General features: G+C 65.2%; 27 protein-coding genes. 6 read left to right on the plus strand and 21 right to left on the minus strand.

Annotation, left to right across the window (positions count from 1 at the left end; genetic code table 11):
• Nucleotides 1–118: 118 nt before the first annotated feature.
• On the minus strand, nucleotides 119–877 hold the full coding sequence (locus tag HY058_02400) for a methyltransferase domain-containing protein (protein MBI3496135.1): 759 nt from the start codon (nucleotides 875–877) through the stop codon (nucleotides 119–121).
• A gap of 153 nt (nucleotides 878–1,030) precedes the next feature.
• Between HY058_02400 and gloB the strand changes: the two genes are divergently transcribed.
• The gene (gloB, locus tag HY058_02405) at nucleotides 1,031–1,795 is read left to right on the plus strand and encodes a hydroxyacylglutathione hydrolase (GenBank protein MBI3496136.1); all 765 of its coding nucleotides are present in this window, start codon (nucleotides 1,031–1,033) and stop codon (nucleotides 1,793–1,795) included.
• A 32-nt stretch (nucleotides 1,796–1,827) separates the two neighbouring features.
• A complete protein-coding gene (locus HY058_02410) occupies nucleotides 1,828–2,262 on the plus strand; it encodes a cupin domain-containing protein (GenBank protein MBI3496137.1) in 435 nt (144 codons plus the stop codon).
• A 63-nt stretch (nucleotides 2,263–2,325) separates the two neighbouring features.
• On the opposite strand, the gene HY058_02415 is transcribed toward HY058_02410, so the two are convergent.
• From HY058_02415 to HY058_02430, 4 genes are all read right to left on the minus strand, one after another.
• Nucleotides 2,326–2,772, minus strand: coding sequence for an NUDIX hydrolase (locus HY058_02415; GenBank protein MBI3496138.1), 447 nt, complete (start codon nucleotides 2,770–2,772; stop codon nucleotides 2,326–2,328).
• A gap of 246 nt (nucleotides 2,773–3,018) precedes the next feature.
• Complete coding sequence (gene phbB, locus HY058_02420) at nucleotides 3,019–3,741, minus strand: acetoacetyl-CoA reductase (GenBank protein ID MBI3496139.1); 723 nt, start codon at nucleotides 3,739–3,741, stop codon at nucleotides 3,019–3,021.
• A gap of 43 nt (nucleotides 3,742–3,784) precedes the next feature.
• Entirely contained in the window at nucleotides 3,785–4,960 is a 1,176-nt protein-coding gene (locus tag HY058_02425; protein ID MBI3496140.1) for an acetyl-CoA C-acetyltransferase, read from the minus strand.
• A gap of 125 nt (nucleotides 4,961–5,085) precedes the next feature.
• Nucleotides 5,086–6,243: an alpha/beta fold hydrolase gene (locus HY058_02430; GenBank protein ID MBI3496141.1), complete on the minus strand. Its 1,158-nt coding sequence runs from the start codon at nucleotides 6,241–6,243 to the stop codon at nucleotides 5,086–5,088.
• Nucleotides 6,244–6,707: 464 nt separating this feature from the next.
• On the opposite strand from HY058_02430, the gene phaR reads away from it, so the two are divergent.
• A complete protein-coding gene (gene phaR / locus HY058_02435; GenBank protein MBI3496142.1) occupies nucleotides 6,708–7,301 on the plus strand; it encodes a polyhydroxyalkanoate synthesis repressor PhaR in 594 nt (197 codons plus the stop codon).
• Between the two features lie 7 nt (nucleotides 7,302–7,308).
• Here the strand turns inward: phaR and HY058_02440 are convergent, their stop codons facing one another.
• Complete coding sequence (locus HY058_02440) at nucleotides 7,309–8,973, minus strand: GGDEF and EAL domain-containing protein (protein ID MBI3496143.1); 1,665 nt, start codon at nucleotides 8,971–8,973, stop codon at nucleotides 7,309–7,311.
• Between the two features lie 178 nt (nucleotides 8,974–9,151).
• On the opposite strand from HY058_02440, the gene HY058_02445 reads away from it, so the two are divergent.
• Complete coding sequence (locus HY058_02445; protein ID MBI3496144.1) at nucleotides 9,152–9,583, plus strand: hypothetical protein; 432 nt, start codon at nucleotides 9,152–9,154, stop codon at nucleotides 9,581–9,583.
• A gap of 280 nt (nucleotides 9,584–9,863) precedes the next feature.
• Here HY058_02445 and HY058_02450 read toward each other — a convergent pair whose 3' ends face one another.
• A complete protein-coding gene (locus HY058_02450; GenBank protein MBI3496145.1) occupies nucleotides 9,864–10,547 on the minus strand; it encodes an ureidoglycolate lyase in 684 nt (227 codons plus the stop codon).
• Nucleotides 10,548–10,807: 260 nt separating this feature from the next.
• Between HY058_02450 and HY058_02455 the strand changes: the two genes are divergently transcribed.
• The gene (locus HY058_02455; protein MBI3496146.1) at nucleotides 10,808–11,188 is read left to right on the plus strand and encodes a helix-turn-helix transcriptional regulator; all 381 of its coding nucleotides are present in this window, start codon (nucleotides 10,808–10,810) and stop codon (nucleotides 11,186–11,188) included.
• 180 nt (nucleotides 11,189–11,368) lie between these two features.
• Nucleotides 11,369–12,178: an alpha/beta hydrolase gene (locus HY058_02460; protein MBI3496147.1), complete on the plus strand. Its 810-nt coding sequence runs from the start codon at nucleotides 11,369–11,371 to the stop codon at nucleotides 12,176–12,178.
• Between the two features lie 49 nt (nucleotides 12,179–12,227).
• On the opposite strand, the gene HY058_02465 is transcribed toward HY058_02460, so the two are convergent.
• The 14 genes from HY058_02465 to HY058_02530 all read right to left on the minus strand — a co-directional run bounded on the left by HY058_02465 (nucleotide 12,228) and on the right by HY058_02530 (nucleotide 25,896).
• Nucleotides 12,228–13,199 carry an ATP-binding cassette domain-containing protein gene (locus tag HY058_02465; GenBank protein ID MBI3496148.1) on the minus strand — a complete coding sequence of 324 codons (972 nt, stop codon included), beginning with the start codon at nucleotides 13,197–13,199 and terminating at the stop codon, nucleotides 12,228–12,230.
• Nucleotides 13,200–13,207: 8 nt separating this feature from the next.
• On the minus strand, nucleotides 13,208–14,194 hold the full coding sequence (locus HY058_02470) for an ABC transporter ATP-binding protein (GenBank protein MBI3496149.1): 987 nt from the start codon (nucleotides 14,192–14,194) through the stop codon (nucleotides 13,208–13,210).
• Nucleotides 14,195–14,208: 14 nt separating this feature from the next.
• The gene (locus tag HY058_02475) at nucleotides 14,209–15,345 is read right to left on the minus strand and encodes an amidohydrolase (protein ID MBI3496150.1); all 1,137 of its coding nucleotides are present in this window, start codon (nucleotides 15,343–15,345) and stop codon (nucleotides 14,209–14,211) included.
• 7 nt (nucleotides 15,346–15,352) lie between these two features.
• On the minus strand, nucleotides 15,353–16,216 hold the full coding sequence (locus HY058_02480) for an ABC transporter permease (GenBank protein MBI3496151.1): 864 nt from the start codon (nucleotides 16,214–16,216) through the stop codon (nucleotides 15,353–15,355).
• Nucleotides 16,209–17,129, minus strand: a complete 921-nt coding sequence (locus HY058_02485; protein MBI3496152.1) for an ABC transporter permease — start codon at nucleotides 17,127–17,129, stop codon at nucleotides 16,209–16,211. Before HY058_02485 ends, HY058_02480 begins: the two co-directional genes overlap by 8 nt.
• Before the next feature lie 63 nt (nucleotides 17,130–17,192).
• Nucleotides 17,193–18,803 carry a hypothetical protein gene (locus HY058_02490; GenBank protein ID MBI3496153.1) on the minus strand — a complete coding sequence of 537 codons (1,611 nt, stop codon included), beginning with the start codon at nucleotides 18,801–18,803 and terminating at the stop codon, nucleotides 17,193–17,195.
• A gap of 45 nt (nucleotides 18,804–18,848) precedes the next feature.
• The gene (locus HY058_02495) at nucleotides 18,849–19,880 is read right to left on the minus strand and encodes a pyridoxal-phosphate dependent enzyme (GenBank protein ID MBI3496154.1); all 1,032 of its coding nucleotides are present in this window, start codon (nucleotides 19,878–19,880) and stop codon (nucleotides 18,849–18,851) included.
• 133 nt (nucleotides 19,881–20,013) lie between these two features.
• A complete protein-coding gene (locus tag HY058_02500) occupies nucleotides 20,014–21,234 on the minus strand; it encodes a diaminopropionate ammonia-lyase (protein MBI3496155.1) in 1,221 nt (406 codons plus the stop codon).
• On the minus strand, nucleotides 21,231–21,380 hold the full coding sequence (locus tag HY058_02505; GenBank protein MBI3496156.1) for a hypothetical protein: 150 nt from the start codon (nucleotides 21,378–21,380) through the stop codon (nucleotides 21,231–21,233). Before HY058_02505 ends, HY058_02500 begins: the two co-directional genes overlap by 4 nt.
• Nucleotides 21,359–21,763: a nuclear transport factor 2 family protein gene (locus HY058_02510; GenBank protein MBI3496157.1), complete on the minus strand. Its 405-nt coding sequence runs from the start codon at nucleotides 21,761–21,763 to the stop codon at nucleotides 21,359–21,361. The genes HY058_02505 and HY058_02510 overlap by 22 nt, the downstream gene beginning before the upstream one ends.
• Nucleotides 21,764–21,925: 162 nt before the next feature.
• A complete protein-coding gene (locus HY058_02515) occupies nucleotides 21,926–22,549 on the minus strand; it encodes an AAA family ATPase (GenBank protein ID MBI3496158.1) in 624 nt (207 codons plus the stop codon).
• Nucleotides 22,550–22,925: 376 nt separating this feature from the next.
• Nucleotides 22,926–24,263: a hypothetical protein gene (locus HY058_02520; GenBank protein ID MBI3496159.1), complete on the minus strand. Its 1,338-nt coding sequence runs from the start codon at nucleotides 24,261–24,263 to the stop codon at nucleotides 22,926–22,928.
• Nucleotides 24,264–24,268: 5 nt separating this feature from the next.
• Entirely contained in the window at nucleotides 24,269–25,291 is a 1,023-nt protein-coding gene (locus HY058_02525) for a hypothetical protein (GenBank protein ID MBI3496160.1), read from the minus strand.
• Nucleotides 25,288–25,896, minus strand: a complete 609-nt coding sequence (locus tag HY058_02530) for a DUF4186 family protein (GenBank protein ID MBI3496161.1) — start codon at nucleotides 25,894–25,896, stop codon at nucleotides 25,288–25,290. Before HY058_02530 ends, HY058_02525 begins: the two co-directional genes overlap by 4 nt.
• Nucleotides 25,897–25,899: the final 3 nt, after the last annotated feature.

Raw genomic sequence — 25,899 nt, forward strand, 5'->3', positions numbered from 1 at the left:
CGCACCCCCTCCCCGGCCCTCCCTGGGCGGGAGAGGGGCTTAATGCGGAATCTCCTAACCCCTCGCCCGCATCGCGGGAGAGGGTGGCGAGCGCAGCGAGCCGGGTGAGGGTCTTATCCTATCTGGGCGGCGATCGGTCGAGGCGCTCGGTGGCACTCACCGCACGGCTCGGCAGCGGCACCAGGAGCCGGCGGCGGCGTGGTGTCGCCCGGACGGCGCTGGCGGCATAAACCTGCTTGGCCGCTTCCAGCAGCACCACGCCGGCGAAGGTTCTGAACCAGCGTTCGCCGATCTCGTCGACGGCCCCGGCCGAGCGGCTGATCAGCCGGATCCCCCAGGGCGGCGAATAGAGCGCGCCCGCTCCCTGCACCGGGGTGAACATGGTATCCCGCAGCAACCGGGAGAGCTGTCCTTGCGAATAGGGCTGGCCATGGCCGAAGGGCGAGCGGTCGCTGCGCGCCCACAGCCCGCGACGGTTGGGCACGACCACCAGCAGCCTGCCGTTGCCGGCGAGCACCCGCCAGATCTCGCGCAGCATCGGCCGGAGCTGCTCGGCCCCTTCGATCGCGTGCACCAGCAGCACCCGGTCGAAGGAGAGGTCGGGCAAGGGCAGCTCGCTTTCGTCGGCGAGCGCCACCTGGTTGACGCCGTCGCTGGGCCAGGCCAGCACGCCCTGGGTCGCCGGCATCAGCGCCACCACCCGCTCGGCTTCGCTGCGGAACGGGCCCAAGAATGGCGTGGCGTAGCCCAGGCCCAACAGGCTCTGGCCTTTCAGATCCGGCCAAACCCGGCGGATCCGCTTGCCAATGAGGCGCCGTGCCATTTGGCCGCGCCTGGAGGCATAGAAGGTCCGGAGATCGACGACGTCGGTAAACATCGGCTCAAATCCTAGCACGAAGCGCCGGCCGGCGCCGACGGTGCTTAAAGCTGGCTCCCGCCTCTCTAAATGTAGATAGTGAGCGCCGGCCGGATGCGCGAGCCCAGGGATCCGCGACCCGGGCCGACACCCATTCTCTTCGGGGCCCTCGCCATGGCCAAGCTCGAAATCGTACAGCTCCCGGTGTTGAGGGACAATTACGTCTACCTCGTGCGCGAGCCGGAGACGAACCAGGTGGGCGTGGTCGATCCCTCTGTGGCCGCCCCGGTCCTGGACCGGCTCCGTGAGCTCGGCTGGACCTTGACCCACATCATCAACACCCATCACCACAACGACCATACCGGCGGCAATCTCGAGCTCAAGGTCGCTACCGGCTCAACCATCGTCGGTCCCAAGGCCGACCGGGACCGCATTCCCGGCATCGACGTGGCGCTGGCCGATGGCGAGCGGTTCCGCTTCGGCAATGCCGAGGCGGCGATCTTCGACGTGCCCGGTCATACCCGTGGCCATATCGCCTACTGGTTTGCGGAATCGGATGCGCTGTTTTGCGGCGACACGCTGTTCCTCCTGGGCTGCGGCCGGCTGTTCGAAGGCACGCCGGCGCAAATGTGGCGCTCCTTGAGCAAGCTCAAGGCGCTGCCCGGCTCGGCGCGCGTCTTTTGCGCGCACGAGTACACCCAGGCCAATGCCCGCTTCGCGCTGACGGTGGATCCAGAGAACCAGACGCTCAGGGCCCGCGCCCGGGAGATCGACAGGCTCAGAGCCGAGGGCCTGCCGACGGTGCCGGCGACCTTGGCAGAGGAACGCGCGACCAACCCGTTCCTGCGCGCCGACGATCCGGCACTCGCCGCCTATGCCAAGGCGAGCGACCCCGTTGCCGTGTTCGCGGCCGTACGCCTGGCCAAGGACAATTTTTAGCCCGGACGCGGCCGCCAGCTTCGGTATCGGCAATGGACGCCACCGATCTCATCCGGCATCTCGGGCTGATCCCGCATCCCGAAGGCGGGCATTACCGGGAGATGTACCGCGACCAGCCGCGGGCGGGCGGGCGCGGGCAGCTCACTACGATCTGCTATCTGCTGCAGGCGGGCGAACGATCCGCCTGGCACCGGGTGACCGACGCGCTCGAGGTCTGGAACTTCCATGCCGGCGCGCCCTTGGTGCTGACCCTCTCGGCCGACGGCAGGAGCGTGGCGACGCACCGTCTCGGGCCCGATGTTGCCGTGGGTGAGCTGCCCCAGGTGACGGTGCCGGCCGGATGCTGGCAGGCGGCGCAAAGCCTCGGCGCCTGGACCCTGGTCGGCTGCGCAGTGGCGCCTGCCTTCAGCTTTGCAGGCTTCGAGATGGCCCCACCGGGCTGGCATCCAGGTCAGCGGCGGGGCTGAAATCGCGGGGCGTATCCAAGGCGGCGAGCGCGGCCCCGCCGATGAGGGTTGACTGGCCTCTGGTCATGGGAGCGTCCGCCGGAGGGATTGGGCCAGCCCGATCACCCGCACCGTCTCAGACCACATGCCGAGAGTCTCGATCGCATCCACAGTGACCCACTTCGCCGCCGCCGCGTCATCGCGTGCGGCCGCCTCGCCCGCGCGCCAATCCGCCACCACCTCGACAAGCGTGTAGTGGTAGCGGACCCGGCCGGCCTCGTCGCGGCTTATGGAATCGATCGCCGTCACGATCGCCTTCGGCTCGATCTCGACGCCCGTCTCCTCGAGGACCTCGCGGCTGGCCGCCTCGAACACCGTCTCGCCCACATGCTGCGCGCCGCCGGGCAAGCCCCACTGCCCGAGGCGCGGAGGCTTGCCGCGCTGGACCAGCAACACCTCCGATCGGCGCAGCACCACGACGCCGATGCCGACCCAAGGCCGGCTCGGATATTCGCGCTCGTCAATGGTCATGAGCTGCTGTCGGCCGACGCTATCTCGGCCCAATATGTCGCAATGCGCAAGCGTCGCCGCGCAACACGAATTGACGTTGAGGTTCGCAGCATTGCGGGCAGTTAAGAACCCTCACCCTAACCCTCTCCCGCGGTGCGGGAGAGGGGACTCGACGCCTCTCTCATTCTCCCTCTCCCGCACCGCGGGAGAGGGTCGGGGTGAGGGTCTTAGCAGACCGAATTCGGCGGAGCGGATCGCCGAAGAACGCTAATACATGTGCTGGCCGCCATTGACCGAGAGGGTCGAGCCGGTGATGAAGCCGGCATCGTCGGCGACCAGGAACAAGACCGTGCGGGCGATCTCCGAGGCCTTGCCGAGACGGCCAACGGGGATGCGGGCAACGATCTTCTCCAGCACATTGTGGGGCACGGCGCGCACCATCTCGGTGTCGATGTAGCCGGGCGCGATCGCATTCACGGTGATGCCCTTGGGGGCACCCTCCTGCGCCAGCGCCTTGGTGAAGCCGTGGATGCCGGACTTGGCGGCGGCGTAATTGACCTGCCCATACTGCCCCGCCTGGCCGTTGATCGAGCCGATATTGACGATGCGTCCGAAGCTGCGCTCGCGCATGCCGTCGATCACCGTCCGGCACATGTTGAAGCAGGAGGAGAGGTTCGTCTGGATGACGGAATTCCACTGCTCGAAGCTCATCTTGTGCATGGTGGCGTCGCGGGTGATGCCGGCATTGTTGACCAGCACCTCGACCGGCCCCAGATCCTTCTCGATGCGCGCCACCCCGGCCTTGCAGGCTTCAAAGTCGGACACATCGAAGCGGTAGACGGCGATGCCGGTCTCCTTGTTGAACGCCTGGGCCACGCCGTCATTGCTGCCATAGATCGCCGCGACGTTGTACCCGGCGTCCTTGAGCGCCGTGCAGATCGCCGCACCAATGCCGCGCGTGCCACCGGTGATTGCCGCTACCCGAGCCATCATGCCTCCCCGTTCGTTCTTATTGTCGTTGCAGAGCCAGAGCCTAGCGCTCGACGCACATGGCGATGCCCATGCCGCCGCCGATGCAAAGCGTCGCCAAGCCTTTCTTGGCGCCGCGCTTCTTCATCTCATGCAAGAGCGTCACCAGGACGCGCGCACCCGATGCGCCGATGGGATGGCCGAGCGCGATCGCGCCCCCATTTACGTTCACCTTCGCCGGATCCCAGCCGAGGTCCTTGTTGACCGCACAGGCCTGGGCGGCGAAGGCTTCGTTCGCCTCGATCAGATCCAGATCCTCGATCTTCCAGCCGGCCTTGGCCAAGGCCGCCCGGCTGGCCGGGATGGGCCCCGAGCCCATGACCGCGGGATCGACGCCGCGCGTGGCCCAGCCGGCGATGCGCGCGATCGGCTCGAGGCCGCGCCGCTTGGCTTCGCTGGCGCTCATCAGCACATGCACGGCCGCACCGTCATTGATGCCCGACGCGTTCCCCGCCGTCACCGTGCCGTCCTTGGCGAAGGCGGGACGCAGCTTCGCCAGGATCTCGGCGGTGGTGCCGAATTTCGGATACTCGTCGGTGTCCACCACCACGTCGCCCTTGCGGCCTTTGATGGTGATCGCGACGATCTCGTCCTTGAAGCGGCCGGACTTGACCGCGGCTTCGGCCTTGGCCTGGGAGGCGGCGGCGAAGGCGTCCTGCTCCTCGCGCTTGATCTGCCATTTCTCAGCGACGTTCTCGGCGGTGTTGCCCATGTGGTAGCCGTTGAAGGCATCCCACAGCCCGTCCTTGATCATGGAGTCGACGAGCTCAGTGTCGCCCATCTTGGTGCCGTTCCTGAGATGGATGCAGTGGGGCGACTGGCTCATGCTCTCCTGGCCGCCGGCGATCACGATCTTGCTGTCGCCGGCTTGGATGGCTTGCGAGCCGAGGGCGACCGCGCGCAGACCCGAGCCGCAGACCTGATTGATCCCATAGGCGGTGGTCTCGATCGGCAGCTTGGCGCCGATCGAGGCTTGCCGAGCGGGATTCATCCCGGACCCGGCGCCCAGCACCTGACCCAGGATCACCTCGCTTACATCTTTCGGCTCGAGCTTGGAACGCTTGAGGGCGTCTGCGATCACCGCTTGGCCGAGCTGGTAGGCCGGCAGCGCGCTCAAGGCCCCATTGAAGGCGCCGATCGGCGTGCGCACGGAGCTGACGATGACGACATCCTCGGCCATCGCTTGATCCTCCCGCTAGGATTTCGACCGGCGATCCCGACGATCGCCCAAGTCCCCTTGCCGGCCACCATAGTTCCCGCTCCGAAGCCTGGCAACATGAGGGGGAATTCGCGGCCGGACGGTGCTCAGGCTTTGCCGAGATGCCGAGCCAGCCATTGCGTGAGCGGGGTCCAGAGCCGCTCGGGCGCGCTGCCGCCGACGACCATGCCGATATGGCCCAAGGGCGGCTGCAGCCGCGTCGCCTGCTTCAGGCCATCGGCAAGCGCCAAGGCCGAGGCCGGCGGCACGATGCGATCGCGGCCGGGCACGACGACCAGCGACGGGCATTGGATCAGCTCCGGCAGCACGGCGCGGCCGGCGATCCGCCATTGGCCGGCGGCCGCGGTGTTGGCGCCATACCAGCCGAGCAGGCATTCGCGCGCCACCGGTCCGGCGAGCGGCACGCCGTCATTCAGCCAATCTTCGAGCGCGACGAAGGCCTCCGCCTCCGGCGAGGCCGGATCGAGACCGGCGAAGCGCTGGAATTTGCGGATCACCAGAAACGGATCCAGACCGTAGAACAGGCTTTGCAGCGCGTCGGTCGGAAGGCAGCCGAGGAACTCCAGCCACCAAGCGACCGCCGGCGCCATCAGCGGCATCGAGGCGGTGAGCGCCGAGCCGGCCGACCGGAAATCCCACGGTGTCGCCAGCAGTGCCAAGGCGCCCACCTCACGCCTGCGGCGCTGGGCAAGCGCCAAAGCCAGGAGCCCGCCCATGCAGTAGCCGATGACGCCGACTGGAGCGCCGACACTCTCGATCGCCGCCTCGAGCGCGCTTTCCAGACGACCGGCGATGTAGTCGGTCAGGGTGAAATCCCGCTCCAGCGCGCCCGGCCGATCCCAGTCGACGAGCAGGGTGCGGAAGCCCGCCTTTGCCAAATGGCGCAGCAGGCTCTGGCGCTCCGACAGATCGAGGATGTAGGCACGGTTGACAAGCGACGGGATGACGAGCAGCGGCGGACCGGCTCCGCCATAGTCGAGCAGCTGCGTGGTGCCCTCGCGCCACAGAATCGGCGGGTCGGTCAGGTTGCGGCGATAAGGATGCCGGCGATAGGCGCTGACACCGTCCATGAAGCGGCCGAGACGACGACCCAGCCGCCGCTCGAGGGCGCGCTCGAATTTCCTAGGATCGACGCCGGCGAGGCTTTGCCGGAGCGCGCTTGCTTCTTGGGCGAGCGCCGGCTTCCACACGGGCGAGCCGCTCCTCAAGAGCGGCAATGCGGCGCGCGAGCCGAGCCACTCCATCGTCGCCGTGGCCAGATGCAGCGGCAGCGGCCTTGGACCGAGACGTCGGGGCGGTGCCGTTGGCGGGCGGGCGCTCACCCGCACCTTCGGATCGTTGCTGGCCGGATCCTGCATGCTCTCCCGCCGGGCCGGAGGCCGTCCCCGGCACGCCTAAGCCCCATAATGCGAACAGCCGGCGCACGGCATCGGCAAGTTCCGGATCGCCCGCCATCGCGGCCATCTGATCCTGCCACAGATCGATGAAGCGGTCGGCGAGCGCGTCGAGATCGGGCGGCTCCGACATGGCGGCGGAGTATAGCCAGGGGATCCGGCCCAGGCCAAGGACATACCGCGCTGCAGCACGAGGCAAGGGGTCGCGCCGGGAGCACTCCCGCGGCGCTGCCGCATGCATTTGTCCCGGCATCTGCTATTGTCGGCATCAGCCTCCACCGGACCTCGACCTCAGACCGCGAAAGCAAGGCTCCATGGCAGAGAAAACCGAACTGCAGTCCGCCCCGGTCACGATCAAGAAATACGCGAACCGGCGGCTCTACAACACCGCCACCTCGAGCTATGTGACCCTCGATCATCTCTGCCAGATGGTGAAGCAGGGCACCGATTTCGTGGTCTACGACGCCAAGACCGGCGATGACATCACCAGGAGCGTGCTCACCCAGATCATCGTCGAGGAGGAAGGCAAGGTCGGCCAGAACCTGCTCCCGATCAGCTTCTTGCGCCAGCTCATCGGCTTCTACGGCGACAACATGCAGATGCTGGTGCCGGGCTATCTCGAATATGCCATGCGCTGGTTCGGCTCCAACCAGGAGCAGATGCGCAAATACATGACGGATGCCTTCGGCGGGCTGTTTCCCTTCGGCCAGCTGAATGAGATGGGCAAGCAGAACATGGCGATGTTCGAGCGCGCCATGAAGATGTTCTCGCCCTTCTCTTTCGATGCCAGCGGCCAGCCGACGGCCGAGCGGCCGGCCGATGCCGGCCTCGACACGCTCCGCTCGCAGCTGGAGCAGCTGCAGAAGCAGCTGGAGAGCCTGTCCAAGGTCACGAAGCCGAAGGAATAGGGCGGGGCTATCCCGCCGCCTCGAGCCAGGGCTCGCCCAGGCGCGGCCGGCCGAAGAGATAGCCTTGCAGCTGGTGGATGCCTTCTTCCGCCAAGACCGCGGCGTCGGCTTCGCTTTCCACGCTTTCCGCGACCGTGATGAGGCCGAAGCCGTTGGCGAGCCCGGCCAGCATGCGGATGAAGAGGCGATTGTCGGGCTCGCTCGCAATCCCGCGCACGAATGAGCCGTCGATCTTGACGAAGTCGACGCCGAGCTGGCGCAAATGGCGGAACGAGGTGTAGCCGGCGCCGAAATCATCGAGCGCCACCTTGCCGCCGAGCGCGTGCACCGCCGAGACGAAGCGCTGGGTCTCGTCCACGTCGACGAGCGCCACGGTCTCGGTGATCTCGACGATGAGCCGGCGGGCGATGTCGGGGTGCTGCCGCAGACGCTCGTGCAGCATGGTGAGCCAGGTGCCCTGGCCGGCATTGAGCCCGGAGACGTTGACGGCGAGGCTAACGCCGGGGTGGCCCGCCAGCGTGTTCAGGACCGATTCCAGCACGACGCGGTCGAGCTGGTGCATGAGGCCAAGCGCCTCGGCGACAGGGATGAGGCTGCCGGCATTGATCATCTCGCCCACATCGTCGCGCATGCGCAGCAAGCTCTCATAGTGGCAGATCCGGCGCCCCACCGTCGCCACCACCGGTTGGTAGGCCATGTGGATGCGGCTCTGCCGGACGCCGCGCTCGATTAGCTCGGCGATGGCGAGATTGACCCGCATCGAGCGCCGCTCGCGTTCGGTGCGGCGATAGGCGAGCCAGCAATTGCGCCCGGCGCGTTTGGCGTCCGCGAGTGCCGCTTCGGCCTTGACCATGGCGTCCGCGGCGGAGCGTGTCGTCTCCGGAACATCGACGAGGCCGATGGAGACGGTGACGCGCAGATCCCCGGCCGGCGTCTCGATCACACTCGAATCCACCGCACGCAGCAGGCGCTGCGCCGTCTCGCGTGCGACCTCGGGCCCGAGACCGGCGAGGATCACCCCGAAGGTGTCGCCGTCGACCCGGCCGATGATGCCGGCGGCACCGACCGCATGGGCGAGCCTCTCCCCGACTATTCGAATGACTGCGTCGGCGCTGGGCGCGCCGAAGAGCTCGTTGACGGTTCGCAGCGTATCGATTCCGACCGCAAGATAGACGCCGGCGCGCAACTGTCCCTGCGCGATCTCGTCCTCGAGCATCCGCCTGAGCTCGGTCCGGTTGCGGTGCCCGGAGAGCTCGTCATATTCGGCCAGGCGCTTGAGGTGCGCCTCGTTCCGCTTGTAGGCGTCGATCTGCCTGAGCGCGCCGAACATGCGGATCGGCCTGCCCTCGGCGTCGAATTCGGCCGCCCCGCGATCGCTCATCCACACGAATCCGCCCGCCGCCGTCGCCACGCGGTAGTCGCAGGCATAGGGCGAAGCCTCGTGGAAATGCGCATCGAGGGCGAGGCCTCGCCGTTCCCGATCCTCCGGGTGGATCGCCTCGACTAGTCCTTTGGCGCTGGCGATCAGCCGCGCCGTGCGGGCACCGAGGACCGACTCGGGCAGGCCGAACCACCGGAACGTCCCGGTCTCGAAATCCCACTCATAGGCGAGATCGCCGGCGGCGGTGACGGCACGGTCGAGGTGCTCTCGGGCGGTCTCGCTCGTCGGCATGGAGGCTCGGGCTGGAAAATGCGCGGAAAATGCGCCGGGATAATGCGTCACGACCGGGATTTTAAGCAAGCCGCGCCGGGACAATCCTACCCTGCTGCAGTGCAGCGGGGGCGGATTTCATCCCGCTGTGGCTTGCCTACCTACAATAATTGGCGTATTTATATAAAGATTAGATAAAATGCCTACTATTCCATCCGCCACCCTTCTCCCCTTTGCCGTGCCCGGCCAGTCCGTCGCCCTGCGGCCGGACGTCACGCGCGAGAACGATGCCGCCCGGCTTCGCGGCAGGGACCCGCGGGTCGCCGCCTTCTCCGAGCGCCTGCAGCGCTCCCGGATCGACCCAGGTGCGGGCGACGGGTCCGGCGCCGACACCAGGCTCGGCTCCCCGGATCTGGCCTCGGAGCGCCGATCCCGCTCCCAGGCGAGCGACGACAACAGCGGCGGTGCTTCCGCACCCTTCCTCGCCCAAGCCATCGGTCAAGAGCTGGGGCAGACAGAGGAGATGCCGGTCGATCCCTTCGGCCAGGCGACCGCCGCCTATGGCCGGCTGCAGGCCAAGCCCGGCAGCCTGGTCATCGATTTCCCCGCCCGCGTCGACATCAGCGTCTGATCGCCCGCCACGAGTCTTGTCCAGACGCGCTATCGTCTCTCTTTTTCATTCGTCATGCGCGGGCTTGACTCGCGCAACCAGTCCTACAGTGGAACAAACGCCCCGATCGCCTTCATAGAGCGTGCCGATCCGTCGACTCGCCATGATGTAGACGTAATACGGCATTGGGGTCGGCGGACTGGATGCCCAGGGGAGGGTCGGGGAGGGGGTGATCTCACCCCCTCCCAAAGTCCACCCCCGAGGTCAAGCCTTCGCATGACAAAGAAAAATGAGCGCTTCGTTAGGGTATCGCCGTCGGCAGCTCCACGCTCAACAGCACGCCGAATTCCTTCGCCAGATTGCAGCTGACGCGCGCATGCACGCGGCCCTGCTTGTCGAAGAAGCGGCCGGTGGGGGCCGTCGGAAACACGCCCTCGTGCCAGATCTCGGGATGGATGTAGAGGCCCTGGCTGCCGTCGAACCAGAACGCCTTGAAGTGCTCGGGGCGAATGTCGTCGCCGGGACGCGCCAGCGGGACGACGAAGGGTCCGGGCTCCAAGGGATGAAACAGCTGCCCGCCATCGGGGTGGTAGTTGACGTGCCAGAGGAGCACGTGGGAGCGCCGGGCGGCGGCACGCACGCTTCTCGCAGGTGCTCCCGGCGGCTCGCTGAAGCCCAGAACATAGTGGCCGTTCACCGCTTCGTTGCGGCCCATGAGGCGGCTTCCTTCCCACCAGCACTGGAACACGCCCTCGGTGGTGCCGCCCTCATCGCCGCTGTCGCTGTCGATCGCGCGCCAACCCTTGGCGGGCCAGCGGACGATCTCGATCGCTTGCGCCTCGGGCTGGCTCACCAGCCTGCCGTAGCCGGCGAGCGAGGCCTCGGTCGCCCGCACCAGCGGCAGGGCGAAGGACGCGATACCCGGCGGGATCTCCGGGTCGAGGTAGTCGGGGGGAGCTGTCTCGATTCGTCTTTGCCCGGTCATGAGCCCGTTCGCCCTAGAAGCGGCTGAGCTTGTCAGCCGCATTCCTCGAACGCAAATCCGGCGTCCGCAAGATGCCCAAACCTGAGCGCGAGCTAGCCTAAAACACGCTCTAGGAAGCAGAAATATCTATTGCATATCAATCAATTAGCATGAGACGCACGCCTATACGTTCATTTAGAACCGTTGCATTCAGGCAAGACCCTCTGTATGACCTTGGGGGCGCGGCAGAGGCGTCGCGCGTTTCGAGGTCACGCGACGATATGAAGAAGACCACCGCCCGCACCCAAGAAATCGATCGTCATGTCGGCGGCCGCGTCCGCGAGCGCCGCATCATGCTGGGGCTGACCCAGCAGCAATTGGCCGACATGATCGGCGTCACCTACCAGCAGGCGCATAAATACGAGCGCGGCATCAACCGGGTTTCCGCTGGCCGCCTGTTCGAGATCGGCCGGGTGCTGGGCGTGCCCGTGGCCTTCTTCTACGACGGCATCGACGGCAGCGCGCCGCCGCAGGTGACCGATCGCCAGCGCATGTGCCTGGAGCTGGCGCGCAACTTCACCTCGATCACCAATGAGCGCCATCAAGAGGCGCTGACGCAGTTGGCGCGCGCCCTTGCCAGCACCGCGGTCCCGGCCGAGTAAGCGCTAGTGTCGTGAATCTGAAATTCGTAGCCACGAATTTCAGATTCAGGTCGAGACGAGCTCATTGAATAAGCGGTGCGCCGACCGTTCCGAAGTTCGCCGGCGATACCGGCGAACTTCGGAACCGGCACACCGGCACGCTTGCGCGCCGCCAGTCCTGTCGATATGACGGCCGGCGGGATGACATTGCTTCTATCGATCGCAGCGGGCTGGACCATGGTCGCCGGCGCCATGTTTTTCGGCCAGCGGGCACTGCTCTACCACCCCGATCCGCGCGCGCCGGAGCCCGGACCGCTCGCCGCTTCCGGATTGGCGCCGCTCCCGGTCAAGACCGCCGACGGTCTCGAGCTCGATTGCTGGGCGAAGCCGCCGGCTGCCCCGGGCGGCTTGACCGTGGCGCTGTTCCACGGCAATGCCGGACATCACGGCCATCGCCTCTTCGCCGTCATGCCGCTCATCGCCGCCGGCTACGGCGTGGCGCTTGCCTCCTATCGCGGCTATGGCGGCAATCCCGGCAAACCCAGCGAGGACGGTCTTTACGAAGACGGGCGGGCGACGCTCGACGCCTTGGCCCGAGCCGGGATCGAGGCCGACCGGATCGTGCTTTGGGGCGAGAGCCTCGGCACCGGTGTCGCCACCAAGCTCGCCAGCGAGCAGGAAGTGGCCGGCGTGGTGCTGCAGTCGCCCTATACCTCGATCGCCAACCGCGCTCAGGAGCTCTACCCGTTTTTGCCGGCGCAATTCCTGGTGATCGACCGCTTCGAGAACGAGGCGCGCATCGGCCGCCTCGCCGCACCTCTCCTCATCGTCCATGGCGAGGAGGACGGGGTCGTGCCGATCGCCCATGGCAGGCGGCTCTTCGCCGCCGCCCATCAGCCGAAGCGGGCCGCGTTCATCGCCGCCGCCGATCACAACGATCTGGTTGAGCACGGCCTGATGGATCACATCCTCGAATTCCTGGCCGGCATCGAGGCCGCGGGGCCGCGCTAGCCCTCTATCTCACCGGGATCGGGACAGCCCTACCGATGCAGGCGGCCGTCTACACGGCGTGACAGGCAACGGTTCGACCGTCGCCGACATCGCGCAGGATCGGTGCTTCGAGGCGGCAGCGCTCCATCGCCAGCGGACATCGGGGGTGAAAATGGCAGCCGCGCGGCGGATCGATCGGGCTTGGGACCTCGCCCAGCGGCACGGCGCGGGCGGTGCGCCGCCGCGCCGGGTCGGGCACGGGAACGGCGGCAAGCAAGGCCCGGGTGTAGGGATGCAACGGCGCGGAAAATAGCGCCTCCGCAGGGGCAATTTCGACGATACGGCCGAGATACATGACCGCGACCCGCCGGCTGATATGGCGCACCACCGCCAGATCGTGGGCGATGAAGAGATAGGAGAGGCCGCGCTCCTCCTGGAGATCGGCGAGGAGATTGACCACCTGCGCCTGCGTCGACACATCGAGCGCCGAGACAGGCTCGTCGGCGACGATGATTCCGGGGTCGAGCACGAGCGCGCGCGCAATCGCCAGCCGCTGGCGCTGACCGCCCGAGAATTGCGCCGGATAGTTCACCATCTGGTCGGCTCGCAGACCGACGCGCTTGAACAAGGATGCGACGCGGGCTTCGAGCTCGCTCCCGCGCGCGAGCCCATGAACGCTGAGCGGCTCGCCGACGATGTCCCCCGCCGTCTGGCGCGGGTTGAGCGAGGCATAGGGATCCTGAAAGACCATCTGGAGCTTGCGGCGGCGCGGGCGCATCCGGGCGCGCGTGACGTGCGTGATGTCCTCGCCATCGAGCTCGATGCGTCCGGAGGTCGTATCGACCAGCCGCGTGATCAGCCGAGCGATGGTCGATTTGCCGCAGCCCGACTCGCCGACGAGGCCCAGGGTTTCTCCGCGGCCGATTGCGAAGGAGACCCCGTCGACCGCGTGCACCACCGGCCGCGGGCCGCGGAGCCCGCTGCGCGGCAGCTCGAAGCGTTTGACGAGATCGGCGACGACGAGGATCGGCACGGCGTCCATGCGCGCCTTCACAGGCGATCGCTGTGCCAGCACGCGGCCAAGTGCCCGGCCGCTTTCGCTGTGAGCGGCGGCCGCTCGGCGCGGCAATGCGCGTCGGCAAGGGGACAGCGCGGCGCGAAGGCGCAGCCCGCCGGCAGCTCCCAGGGCGCCGGGACGGCGCCGGCAATCTCGACGAGCCGCGGCCCCGGCGCGGCGTCGAGCCGCGGCACGGAGGCGAGCAGCCCGCGCGTATAGGGATGGCGCGGCCGCCCGAACAGAGCCTCGACCGGCGCCTCCTCCACCTTGCGCCCGGCATACATGACCACGATCCGATCCGCGGTCTCCGCCACCACACCCAGATCGTGGGTGATCAGCACCACAGCCGAGCCCAGCCGGGCCTGCAAGTCCCGCAGCAATTCCAGGATCTGCGCCTGAATCGTCACATCGAGCGCCGTCGTCGGCTCGTCGGCGATCAACACGTCCGGCTCGCAGGCGAGCGCCATCGCGATCATCACGCGCTGCCGCATTCCGCCCGACAGGCGATGCGGGTACTCGCGCGCACGGCGCGCCGGCTCGGCGATGCGCACGAGCGCCAGCAGCTCCTCCGTCCTCGCCGCCGCCGCCGCAGTCGACAGGCCCCGGTGCAGCTCCAAGGCCTCGGCTATCTGTCGGCCAACCGTCATCGATGGATTGAGCGAGGTCATCGGCTCCTGGAAGATCATCGAGATCCGATTGCCGCGGAGACGACGCATGGCCGGCTCGTCCGCCTGGGCTAGATCGCTCCCTCCGAAGCGGATCGAGCCGGCGACGATCCGCGCCGGCGGAGACGGCAGCAGGCGCAGCACCGAGAGTGCCTGGACGGATTTGCCGCAGCCGGACTCACCGACGATGGCGAGCGTCTCGCCGCGGCCGAGCGAGTAGGAAAGGTCGGCAACGGCATCGAAGACGCCATTCTGCGTCTCGAAGCGCGTGGTCAGACCCTCGACGGCAAGAATCGGCGCCGATACGTCGGGCACGGGCGGCACCCGCCTTAGTCGGCGGCCGCCCGACCCGAGGCCGCGATGCCCGGAAACAGCCCGAGCGTATTGTCGCGGAATATGCGGCGCCGGTCCTCCGCGCTCAGAAAGTCGCAATGATCCCAGACATAGCTCAGCGCCTGGCGATAGGTGCAGTAGCGAGCGACATTGGGCATGTCCGAGCCCCAGATCAGCTTTCCCGGTCCGAAGCGATCGTAGATCTGGCGGATATGCGTGCGGGCCCGGGCGTAGGGATAGTCCATCTTGCCGCCCCAGGCGATCGGATACAGCACCTCCGACCAGACCGGATATTGATCGAGAACGTCAGCGATCTCATCCGGCCAGGTAATTCGGTCCTCGGCGTCGGCATAGAGGCTGGTCGGCACGCCATGGATGAGAACGTGCCGGATCCCCGGATGGCGATCCAGGATGCGACGCAGGCGGCGCATTTCGTCGACATAGCTGCCGGCCGGCGACTTCGCCGCGTGAACCCAGAACACCGGCAGATCGAGCCGCTTCACCAGTCGCCACAGAGGGTCATAGGTCGGGTCGTCGCACAGCATCCGGTAGCCGTTGCGGAAATAGGCGGTCATGGTGAAATACAAGCCGCGCATGCCGAGGCGCGAGACCTGGTCCTCCAGTGCCGCCAGCTGATCGTCCTGGTAGGCGGTGGCCTCGTCGACCTGCGCCAAACCGATGAAGCGCCCGGGCCAGCGGCGTATGGCATCGGCGAAGTATTCTGCCAGGTTGCCGTAGATATGATCGTTCTGCAGCACCACCGTGCCAATGCCGGCATAGGTCATCTCGACCGCCATGCCCTCGGGCGGCGCGTGCAGATCATGCATATGCGGCGGCAGGAACTGCACATAGCAGCCCTCCCCGGCCCGCTCCCATTCGAAGCGGCCGAAGCGGCCGACTCGAAAGCCGACATCCGTGGCCCGCCCCGCCTCGGACGGATCGTCCGCCTGCCACAGATCGCGCTGGGTGACGGCCGCGTGATCGCTGCGCCGGCGATATGGCTGGTTGCCGTGCACGTGCATAGCACGTTGCTGATGCAGCAGATGCGTCGCCGCATCGGGAAAGCCGCAGGCGCCTGCGAGCGGCGGGAATATATGGCCGTGGCAGTCGACGATCTCGTATTCCAGCGTCATGTTGACCTCAGGCGCGGTAGTTAGGGTCGAGACGGTCGCGCAATCCGTCGCCGAACAGGTTGAAGGAGAAGACGAGCAGCGAGATGGCGATGCCTGGCGCGACGACGAGGTGCGGCGCCACCTCGAGGAACTCGCGGCCGCCGCTCAGCATGGTGCCCCATTCCGGCGCCGGCGGCTGCACGCCGAGGCCGAGAAAACCGAGCGCCGAGCCGACGAGCACTGCCTGTCCCGCCAGCAGGCTCGTCTCGATCACGATCACGGTGAGGGCGTTGGGCAGCACGTGGCGGACGATGATGCGCACATCGCCCATACCGACGGTGATCGCCGCCTGGACGAAGTCCTCTTGACGGATCTCCATGACCCGCCCGCGGATCAAACGTGCCAGCGGCGGCACGAAGCTGGTGGTCGTGGCCGCGATCAACCCGGTCATCCCGGCGCCGATGACGCTCGCGATCGCGATGGCCAAGATCAGGTTCGGCACCGTGAGCAGCAGGTCGACGAGGCCGGTGATGGCCGCATCGATACGGCTGCCGAAATAGCCCGCCGCGACGCCGAGGCTCACTCCGAATGTCGCGGCAATGGCGACCGAGGCGATCGCCACGGTGAGGGTGAAGCGCGTGCCCAGAATCAGCCGCGACAATAGGTCGCGTCCGATCTGGTCGGTCCCGAGCAGATGGCTAGCCGACGGCGGAGACAGAATGCCGAGGAGATCCTGATCGTTGCCGCCATAGGGAACGAGCCAGGCGCCAAACGCCGCGACTCCGACATAGGCCGCGAGCATTGCCGCCCCAATGGTGAGATAGACGTTGCGCCGACCGCGCCGTCGGGCCATCGCCGGCACGGCCGCGACCGAGGCGGTTCCATCAGGCATGGCGGAGCCGCGGATTGATGACCACGTAGAGCATCTCCACGGCGAGATTGATCAGCAGAAATCCGAGGACGAACAGCAGCGTGATGCCCTGCACCAGCGTGTAGTCGCGGGCCCCGATCGCGTTGATCATGAGATCGCCGATGCCGGGCCAGGCGAAGAGCCGTTCGACGACGACCGATCCGCCGAGCAGGTAGCCGGTTTGCAAGCCGATGACGGTCACGGTCGGGATCAGGGCGTTGCGTAGGACGTGCCGAACGACGACGGTTCGTCCGTCGAGCCCCTTGGCGCGCGCCGTGCGGACGTAGTCCTTGCGCAGCTCCTCGAGCATGACGCCGCGGGTCATGCGTGCGACCAGCGCGATGAGCCGGGCAGCGAGTGCGGCCGTCGGCATGACGAGCGACAGCCAGCCGGTGAAGCCGAAGCTCGGCAACCATCCCCAGTCGACCGAAAGAACGACGATCAGCATCATGCCGAGCCAGAAATTCGGCACCGCGAGGAGGGCCACGACGAAGGCCGAAAGCGCGTAATCCGGCCAGCGATTCTGGTAGACGGCGGCGATCACGCCCGCCGGCAGCCCGAGGGCGACGGTGGTGAGGATGGATGTCGTCATCAGCGCCAATGTCGCAGGCAGGCGACCGATGATGTGCGGCAGCGGGTTGCCGCGGAACGTCGATGAGAAACCGAGATCGCCCTGCAGAATTCCGAAGATATGGGCGAGGTACTGCTGGAGGATCGGGCGGTCGAGGCCGAGGCGCACACGCAAGAGATCGATCTCGGCCTGGCTCGCCGACGCGCCGGCCATCAGCGTCGCCTCGTCGCCGGGAATCATCTTGAAGATGAAGAAGATGATGGTCACGACGCCAAGCGCGATCGGCAGGATGCGGACGAGGCGCAACGGCACGAAGGAAAGCATGGCGCGATCAGCAGCCCGCCGCCGGCGCGCCGCCGCGCCGCTCCACCCCCCTGCCTTGAGGGCTCACGCCTCGAGGCGGGCGCGGCGCGGGATGGTGAAGACGATCGGCCAAAGCTCGACTCCCTTGAGGCCTTTGCGGAAGGCGGTCGCATTCTCGTTGACGTGGAGCCAGACATAGGGAGCATCGTCCCACACGATCTTCTGCACCTCGCCCAGAAGCTCGCCCTGCTTCGCAGGATCGGGGTTGGCATTCGCCTGTCGAAGGAGATCCTCGACGCGCGCGTTCCGGTAGCGCCCGATGTTCCACACGGTCGGCCGTCCGGCATCGTCGATGTTGGCCTTGAACAGCGATTCCAGATGGTAGAGCCCGGAAGCGTTCGACGGATTGAAGCCGAAGATCGCCAAATCGAAATTCAGCGACGCACGCTCCTGGCGGAGCGCATCGTAGTATGAGCCGCGCTCGATCTTGGTGATCGACACCTCGATGCCGACCTGCTCGAACGAGCGCGCGCAAATCTCGGCGATGCTGACGTCGCCGGGGAAGAGGCCATCCGAGGCCAGCAGCGACATTTTGAGCGGCTGGCCGCCGCGCTGCAGCTTGCCGTCGGCGCCGGGCGCGAAACCCGCCTCCTTCAACAGCGCCTTGGCGTTGTCGAGCGAGTATTCGTAGGTACCGGCCTTGCGATAGCCCTGGGTGTCGAACGCGAGCGGCGAGTCCGACGGCTTGGCGAAGCCGAAAAACACCCGCTCGGCGAGCGCCTTCACCGGCACCGCGTGATTGAGCGCCTTGCGCACCCGGGGATCGTCATAGGGCGGTCGCGTCAAATTGATCACCAGGCCCATCGGGCGCAGGCCCGGGCGGGTCATCACCTCGATATTGGGCTCGCGACGCAGGCCGGCGATCAGTTGCACGGGAACCGAGTCGATCAAGTCAACCGCGCCGCTGCGCAGCGCGGCGACGCGGGTCGCCGCCTCCAGAATGTATTTGAAGACGATGCGGTCGGTCGCCGGCTTCCCGCCCCAATAGCCCTCGAAGGCGCGGAGCACCACCTCCTGGCCCGGCGTGAAGGATTCGAGCTGGAACGGACCGGCGCCAACGGGGTTCTGCGCGATCGCCTTCTCGCCGTACTTCTCCACCGCCGCGGGCGAGACCTGCGAGCCTGACCCGTGGGCGAACGAGTTGAGGATCGCCGAATAGGGCTCCGTGGTCCGGACCACCACGGTGTAGTCGTCGACGACGTCGACGCCGCTGAGCGGATCCCATAGCGGCCGGTTGGTGACCGTGCGGGTCTTGTCCATCATCCGCTCGATGTTGAACTTCACGGTCTGCGCATTGAACGGTGTGCCGTCGTGGAAGCGCACGTTACGGCGCAAACGAAAGCGCACCGACTTGAGGTCGGCGGCGATCTCCCAGCTCTCCGCCAGCTGCGGCACGAATTTCAGGTTCTCGTCGAAGTCGACGAGGCGGTCGTAGAGGCAGTAGCCGACCTCGTAGCCCGCCGGATAGGTGGCAAACGATCCCTGCGAGGGATCGAGGGCGGTGACGCCGCCGCTCTGGCCGTAGGTGAGCGTACGTCCCGGTGCTGCCTGCGCCAGCACGCGGCGCGCCAGACCGAATGCGAGCGGCGCGGTCGCCGCGCCGGTCATCAGCGCAAGTGCCATACGACGATCCATGATCAACCTCCCGTACTCGATGTTCTTCTGGGGTCGCCGGCTCGACTAGCCGGTCCATAGCTGATTCCAGGTGAAGATAGCGGGTCCACCGCCGGTGTGCACGAAGACCACGGTGTCGTCCTTGCCGAAGCGACCGTCGCGAATATGGGCGATCATGCCGGCAGCGCATTTGCCGGTGTAGACAGGGTCGAGGATGATGCCCTCCATGCGCGCAACCAGGCGCACCGCCTCGATGCCGTCCGGGCTCGGCCTGCCGTAGCCTTCGCCCACGAATCCGTCGAAATTGACGATTTCGTCGGCGCGGATCTCGAGGTCGAGGCCGAGCGTGCGCGCGGTTTCGTTGGCGATCGCGGCGGTTCGCTTCGGCACGTCGTATTCGCGGGTCGCGGTGACGCCGTGAATGGCAAAGCCATGCCACAGCTTCCGGGCGATCTCCAGACCGGCCTGCCCCTTGCCGCTCGACGACATGTAGAGCGCGGTCGGCGTTACGGCCATGGCGTCGAGCTGCTCCAATATCTCCATCGTCGTCTCGAGATAGGCGATGGCGGACGCCACATCGAACATCGGGTTGTCGTTGAGGATGTGCGGCCGCCGTCCCTTGCGTCGGCATGCTTCCGCCAGCGAGTCGAGCATGGCCCGCTGCTCCTGCCGCGTGGCGGCGAAATGCACCTCTGCGCCGAGAAGATAATCGACCAGCAGGTTGCCCTGCACCTCGTTGGGCCGGGCGCCCTCGAGGACGAGAATGGTATCGAGCCCGAGCTTGTTGCAGGCGCCGACGGTCTGGCGCGCCGAGTTGGACTGGAGATCGAGCCCGACGATGACGACGTCCGGCTTCTCGGCCATTGTGCGGGCAAGCCGGAACTCGAGGTTGCGCAGCTTGTTACCGCCGAATGCCACGCCTGTCAGATCGTCGCGCTTGAAGAAGATGCGCGGTCCGCCGAGCGCCTTGGCGAGATTCGGCGCCTCCACCATGGGCGTCGGCGTGCAGGCCAGCTTGACGCGCGGAATACGAGCGATGAGCGCGCGAATGTCGGCGAAGGACGGACTCGGCTGTTCGACGGCTCGACTTGCTACCAAGATCATTCTCCTTCGGGACCGGGGCGGCTTCTCTCCGACGGTCCGGCCGCCGCCATCTGCGTAGTCATATTACATCCCTCGCGCGCCATCATGGCGATCCGGAATTTCACCGGAGACCGCCGGCGCTCCCGCCTCAGCCGACGGCCTGCGGCGACCGGCCGACGATGCGGCGATAGAGCTCGGGGTCCGTCGCCCCCTCGCTGCCGAAGACCATGACCCTGGATGCGCCATCGAGGCCGATCGCCTCGCGTGTCGGATGATCGGCGGCGGCGGCCAGCACTCCGGCGAGGCCGCCCACCCCCGCCTCGCCGCCCACGACCGGCGCGTCGCCGCCAACGCCGGCGGCCAGAAGCCGCATCGCCGCCACCGCCGCGGCATCGGGAATGATCATGAAGAATTCCGCGCCGCGCTTCAGGATGTCCCATGCCAAGAGCGACACTTCGCCGGCGGCAAGCCCGGCCATCAGCGTCTCCAAATCGCCCTCCGACTTGGTCGGACGGCCGGCAAGGGCGCTCTGGTAGAGGCAGTCGGCGCGCTCCGGCTCGACCACGATGAAGCGCGGCCGATCCTTGCCCCAGGCCTCCCACAGCTCCGCCACGACCGCGGCGGCGAGCCCGCCGACCCCGCCCTGTAGGAAGACGTGGCTCGGCTTGATACCGGCGCCGAGCTCATCGACCGCCTCCGCCGCCATCACCGAGTAGCCCTGCATCACCATGCGCGGCACGTCGCGGTAGCCTTCATAGGAGGTGTCCGAGACCACCTGCCATCCCCGGCGCACCGCCTCCGCCGCGCAGTGATGCACCGAGTCGTCGTAGTTGCCGGCGATGCGCACCACCTCGGCGCCATAGCCGGCAATCGCCCGGCACCTTCCCTCGCTCACCGTGGCGTGGATGTAGATGACGGCGCGGCAGCCGAATTGCTGGGCACCCCAGGCGACGGAACGGCCGTGATTGCCGTCGGTGGCGCTGGTCACCACGATGTCGCCGGTCATGGCCCGGTACTGCCCGGACAGGAGCTCGGCGGCGCTCGGAATGCGACCGATCCCATCCGCGATCTTGGCGGCAAGCAGGCGATAGACGGCATAGGCGCCGCCGAGCGCCTTGAAGCTGCCGAGACCGAAGCGGCCGGCCTCGTCCTTGTACCAGAGCTCAGCGATGCCGATGGCCGCCGCCAATCCCGGGAGAGAATAGAGCGGCGTTGCCCGGTAGCCGGGCCAGGCCTCGATGATGCGGCGCGCCGCAGCCCCTTCGGCACGGTTGAGGATCGCCCGCTCCGCCTCGCCATAAGCCGAACCCGGCGCTGCCCGCGTGTTGCGGCAGAGCCCGACCGGGAATTGCTGAAGCACCCGGCTCATGGGAGCGCGCTATCGCCGTCATAGAGGTAGGGCCATTCGCGGAACACCTCGATCCGGAGCCGTGCCAGATCGGCAATGCGGCGCTCGAGTTCCGTCCCGGTCACGCGCTCGACGGTGATGCCGGTCAAGCGATCTGACGCAACCATTCCTGCAGATTGTAGTAGTTGGCGATGCGGGCGATACGGCCCTTGGCCAGATCGAAGAAGGCGCCGCCGGGCAAGCGATAGGTCTGCCCCCTTGCCGGCGGCAAGCCGGTATCGGTCGCGACATAGGCGCCGCTCACCACGTACTCAACGCCCACGTGCCTGCCCTTGGGCTCGGTCATGACCACGAGCTCCCCCACCTGTTCGCGATAGGAGCGGGCCATGCGCTCGAGAAAGCGCCGGAAGGCATCGCGCCCGATCTCGCGGCCGCCCTGGTTGATGTCGTGGGCCACGTCCTCGGCCATCAGCCCAATCATGCCGTCCCAGTCGCCGGCATTGAAGCGGTTGTAGTATTGACGAATCAATGTCGCGGCCGCGTCCGCCATGACGATCCTCTGCTGCGAGTTCCAGATAGACGCATTCCGGCATCGAAGCCAAGGCCGAATAAGTCTTTACCCGCGGTCTTTCACGCGGTGCCGCATGCTTAGAGTGCAGGCCGGGCCTTTAGTGTAGGCGAGAGCTACATCCGTGACCCAATCATAACCTTATCAGCGCTGATCCATACCCACACGCCATTGACTGATGAATTCAAGACAATCGTGGGTAACTGTTTGAAGATCACCACGCGCATCGATGATCGCATCCGCTACCGCCGGAAGGGAACCTTGCAGCTCCGCCTCGACGCGATGTGCATCAGCCCTTACGAAATCACTGCTGCCACCTGCGCGAGCTTCTACTCGCTTCAACCTCTGGGTATCGTCGGCCGCCAAAAAGATAAGCTTCACTATTGAAGGTGCGGCCATCGCAACAAGGATGTTTTGGACACTGACATGCCGGATGCCATCGACAAGAAGGTATTCTCCTGGTCTGAAGTGACCGCTATCAAGAACAGCGCGGCAGAATGGTTCGCTGCCTGTGGCGACTAGCGCCTGACCAAGATCCTGTAACGCCTCACGGGATTCTGGGTTCTGACCACGCCTCACGAGTTCAGCACGAAGATAGTCGCCGAAGCTTACGCGAGGCCACTCGAGCATCTCAGCCAAGGTCTGGCTAACAGACGATTTGCCGCTACCAATGCGCCCTGCGAAAGAGACCACTAGCCCCATTAGAACCGAAATGCTGATTGACGAGAACGTAACGACACCCATCCGCGTCGATCTCTTTTGCGCCATTCAAGTGGATCTATCGTGGCGGTCTCCGCAAGTTCTATTAGCGTCACATATGTAGCATCGCGTTGAGTTTCCCAGAACGCATCATCAGCGCATATCATATCGCCATATCGTTTTCTGATTTGCTCGAACTGCCCGTCCGAGAGGTCATGAAACCACGCGCGTTTTGCGAGCGTAAGGCCCCGCACAGGGCCAGAAATTTCCTTAACGAGAATGACATCACCTTCCGCCACCTCACCGAATGGTGCGCAGCGCCTTCGACTGAATCGTGACTCCACAGTCTTTCGGCCGCTCAAAACCAGGGATAGGAACGGCTCTGCAAACACTGCGAGATGTATGCCAACTGGGCTCCCGGGTAGGGATATCGTATGCAAGTAGCTTAACCAGAAGCTATGCTTGACGACCCGACCCAAGAGTTCGTTGATTCCGGCTGCCACTTTTCGCTCCGTCCAGCGCTGTTTCCAAATCGACTGGATCGCTCCTCTGACGACTCCAGACGGGCGAGAGAGCGCAAATAATCCTTCAGCCGCCTCACCTCATCACGCTCCTCAATCGTGGCCCAAAGGAGCGGGAGAGTGCCAGAGTCTTCTTCGTTGCTAGAGAGAGCTAAAGCCACTGTGATGACCAATTCCGGATTGTTAGTGGCGAAGATCCGATTTCCCGAAGTCCACAGCTGGGCTCGCTTCCGGCGGGGATCTTTGCGACTGACCGTAGGCAAAATATCGCCATCGACAAGCGAAATAATAGGGCATCCGCTCTGCAAAGGGACACTGCGACGACGTACGTATAGACGCATCCGACCAATCATCACTTCGTACCAGTAGTTCCTTTGGTCGCTGGCTGTTGGTACAGCGCGGCTCAGTGTTTCGGCCTTTCGGAAGACCACAAGATCACCACGACGCCACGAGTGTGGGGCTTGTAAGCCTGCAGCTGCGAGGGCATTCGCCTCAAAAAACGGCGTTTCATAGGTGAGAGCAAAAGTGCGTGTATCGAGATGCACGAGGCCGATGTGCGCCGCAAATGTCATTACCTTGGCCCGGTCATCTGCTGCTTTTGATCGCGCTCCTTCGGGAGGCAAGCTGATAAGGACATACCCTCCTATGCGACATGCGGCCACTGCAGAAGCCAACATCGGCCGGACGTAGTCGAGGTACCATGGAGGATCAAGGATGATGACCGAGGCGGTATTGCAGTAGGACATCGCGGGATTGCAAAACTCAATCGTTAGAGGAGCGCCGCTGGCCTGGTTGAGTGCCGTTAGACGATGCGTCACCGTGTTGGGTTCGCCAAGGAATATCACGGGCCTTTGGAGGGGCCGAGATAGTGCTTCGATTGCTACGCCGGGTGTACCGAACAGCAATATAGGTTGCCCCACCTCGCAAATGTCGTCGGCCAGGTCGAGTAACAAGCGCGCGGCATCCGGCGTGAACCGCCATTCATAGTTTATAGGATGCGGTAGCGGCAGCAACGAACGAGGGCGCGGCGTGAGTATTGGTTGGATGTGGGCCTCGCGCTCGATTGCGCGGGCTGTGTGAGCTGCGATTTGACCCCGCGCGGCAAGGCGCCTAACTGCGTCGAGCGCGATCGTGGGATACACTGACGGCAGGCGTTCCAAGAGATGGGCGTAGCTGGTGTAGCCTGCGCTCAACTGTGCAGCGACCCAAGTCTCAACCATTCTCTCGAAGACCAGAGATCCCTGATTCATCGCTCTGGCCATTAGTGCTACTGAACTCCGGTGATAGGCACGTTGGCGACGTCTAACGCGCGGGCGGTGGGTTCAAAGCGACGATCAAGTTCGGATTCCCAGGCAGCAATCGCTTCCTCTTGAACGGCAAGACTTCGCTCTCGGTCAGCTGTGAGGCGGCTGTTAACTGGCGAGAAGACCCTGATCTGCAATGGCGTGACGCGAAGCGGAAGGTTCGGGTTTAGGTTTTGAAGTCGATCGACGAAATTAGCGACGCTCGCCGCCACTCCTTCAGAGTAGGGTGATGTCAGCGTGACATAGCCATAGAGGTCGATGTCTAACGTCAACAGCCGACGCATAATCACAAACTGATTATCAAAGTCCTCCTCTGCGGCTCGTGTGTTGAACGCGAATGAACGCGCGTCATAGCCCTTAAAACAACAAACTCGGCCATAATTTTTGTATTCTTGCATGATATCGAGCTGTGTTTGGTCGAGTTTGTCGAACAAATATGTTGTGCTGAGGTTGTCGTCAGTCCACAGGTAGGTAGTCTGGTCGAGCCCAACATTCTTCAGCGCACTCATCATCCATGGCGTCCACTCAGGGATGAGATCGGGTGATCCACCAGACAAGTCAATGATTCGCGGTCGATCAGGTTCAGCCTGGTACATGCTGACGAGCTCTTCCGGTGTCAGCCAAGCCGAAAGAGACTGATTCGCACTGAGAAGGTTGTAGGGCACGAAGCAATACCAGCAACGCCATGCACAGGCCGCATTCTGAAATACCTGGGCGCGCATCATTTGTGGGGGCGGATTTATACCCAGGGCCTTGCTCGCAGGAACTATCGGCAATGGATTGATTGGCCAACCCGAAGATGTCGTTTGCTTGAAATGGCGAACGCGACCGTAACCTCTGCAGTTAGTCGGGGCGCTCAGATCTACTTCTTGCTCGGAGCCTGCCAATCGGGAGACCAGAAGGCGCCGTCCCGCTACGTCAATGGCACGCGCGCGTAAAGTCTCGGAAAGCTTCGCCGTATCGATTGGCTTAGTGAGGGCGCTCATCGGGGTATCGCGCCTGCATCGGGCAGTTGTGCATGTTGACGTCGTGGAACCTTGATTGGATCATCCAAGAGATCGGGGACTCGCTCATCGAGGAAGAGATCAATCAGCTTGGCGCAGTACTCAAATTCCTCCCGCGTTAGCGATCGCCCTTTAGGGATTGAGTGCCAGTATTCTAAGCAGGTACGACAGCAGCAGGCGGTGGCGTGTTGGGCGTAATAAATAGCATTGCCATGCAGCGGCGTTTGGCGTCCGTCTCGTGGCGGGTTGGCCGACGCGAGATATTTCGCTAGGCGGTCACGTGCTGCAACCTTCAGTTTGATCCGCCCCTTGCGTTGTGCATGACGAATTGCCGTTTCGTCGATCTCTTTGTGGAAGAAGTGATGGCGGATTAGCTCGTGTTGAAGCGCTCGGAAGGTGTGCTGTGCATCCCTAAGATCACGCAAATGTACGCGCTGCCAATTAATAAGATCTGCCCCACAAGCTCTACATCTGCCCCGCTCCTCGGATGTCATCCTTTTGAGCTGCTTGAAACAATGTAAGCCGTTGTCACAATCGGTTGATGTGCACTTGATCTCAAGCGGGGGAGGTTTTTGAAAGCCAGTCATGGC

The sequence above is a fragment of the Pseudomonadota bacterium genome, from assembly GCA_016195085.1.
Taxonomy (GTDB): Bacteria; Pseudomonadota; Alphaproteobacteria; order SHVZ01; family SHVZ01; genus JACQAG01.

Coding starts and splice junctions, on each gene's coding strand:
- HY058_02400 (MBI3496135.1), bottom strand. CDS start 877: ATGTTTACCGACGTCGTCGATCTCCGGACCTTCTATGCCTCCAGGCGC.
- gloB (MBI3496136.1), top strand. CDS start 1,031: ATGGCCAAGCTCGAAATCGTACAGCTCCCGGTGTTGAGGGACAATTAC.
- HY058_02410 (MBI3496137.1), top strand. CDS start 1,828: ATGGACGCCACCGATCTCATCCGGCATCTCGGGCTGATCCCGCATCCC.
- HY058_02415 (MBI3496138.1), bottom strand. CDS start 2,772: ATGACCATTGACGAGCGCGAATATCCGAGCCGGCCTTGGGTCGGCATC.
- phbB (MBI3496139.1), bottom strand. CDS start 3,741: ATGGCTCGGGTAGCGGCAATCACCGGTGGCACGCGCGGCATTGGTGCG.
- HY058_02425 (MBI3496140.1), bottom strand. CDS start 4,960: ATGGCCGAGGATGTCGTCATCGTCAGCTCCGTGCGCACGCCGATCGGC.
- HY058_02430 (MBI3496141.1), bottom strand. CDS start 6,243: ATGGAGTGGCTCGGCTCGCGCGCCGCATTGCCGCTCTTGAGGAGCGGC.
- phaR (MBI3496142.1), top strand. CDS start 6,708: ATGGCAGAGAAAACCGAACTGCAGTCCGCCCCGGTCACGATCAAGAAA.
- HY058_02440 (MBI3496143.1), bottom strand. CDS start 8,973: ATGCCGACGAGCGAGACCGCCCGAGAGCACCTCGACCGTGCCGTCACC.
- HY058_02445 (MBI3496144.1), top strand. CDS start 9,152: ATGCCTACTATTCCATCCGCCACCCTTCTCCCCTTTGCCGTGCCCGGC.
- HY058_02450 (MBI3496145.1), bottom strand. CDS start 10,547: ATGACCGGGCAAAGACGAATCGAGACAGCTCCCCCCGACTACCTCGAC.
- HY058_02455 (MBI3496146.1), top strand. CDS start 10,808: ATGAAGAAGACCACCGCCCGCACCCAAGAAATCGATCGTCATGTCGGC.
- HY058_02460 (MBI3496147.1), top strand. CDS start 11,369: ATGACATTGCTTCTATCGATCGCAGCGGGCTGGACCATGGTCGCCGGC.
- HY058_02465 (MBI3496148.1), bottom strand. CDS start 13,199: ATGGACGCCGTGCCGATCCTCGTCGTCGCCGATCTCGTCAAACGCTTC.
- HY058_02475 (MBI3496150.1), bottom strand. CDS start 15,345: ATGACGCTGGAATACGAGATCGTCGACTGCCACGGCCATATATTCCCG.
- HY058_02480 (MBI3496151.1), bottom strand. CDS start 16,216: ATGCCTGATGGAACCGCCTCGGTCGCGGCCGTGCCGGCGATGGCCCGA.
- HY058_02485 (MBI3496152.1), bottom strand. CDS start 17,129: ATGCTTTCCTTCGTGCCGTTGCGCCTCGTCCGCATCCTGCCGATCGCG.
- HY058_02490 (MBI3496153.1), bottom strand. CDS start 18,803: ATGGATCGTCGTATGGCACTTGCGCTGATGACCGGCGCGGCGACCGCG.
- HY058_02500 (MBI3496155.1), bottom strand. CDS start 21,234: ATGAGCCGGGTGCTTCAGCAATTCCCGGTCGGGCTCTGCCGCAACACG.
- HY058_02505 (MBI3496156.1), bottom strand. CDS start 21,380: ATGGTTGCGTCAGATCGCTTGACCGGCATCACCGTCGAGCGCGTGACC.
- HY058_02510 (MBI3496157.1), bottom strand. CDS start 21,763: ATGGCGGACGCGGCCGCGACATTGATTCGTCAATACTACAACCGCTTC.
- HY058_02515 (MBI3496158.1), bottom strand. CDS start 22,549: ATGGCGCAAAAGAGATCGACGCGGATGGGTGTCGTTACGTTCTCGTCA.
- HY058_02520 (MBI3496159.1), bottom strand. CDS start 24,263: ATGGCCAGAGCGATGAATCAGGGATCTCTGGTCTTCGAGAGAATGGTT.
- HY058_02525 (MBI3496160.1), bottom strand. CDS start 25,291: ATGAGCGCCCTCACTAAGCCAATCGATACGGCGAAGCTTTCCGAGACT.
- HY058_02530 (MBI3496161.1), bottom strand. CDS start 25,896: ATGACTGGCTTTCAAAAACCTCCCCCGCTTGAGATCAAGTGCACATCA.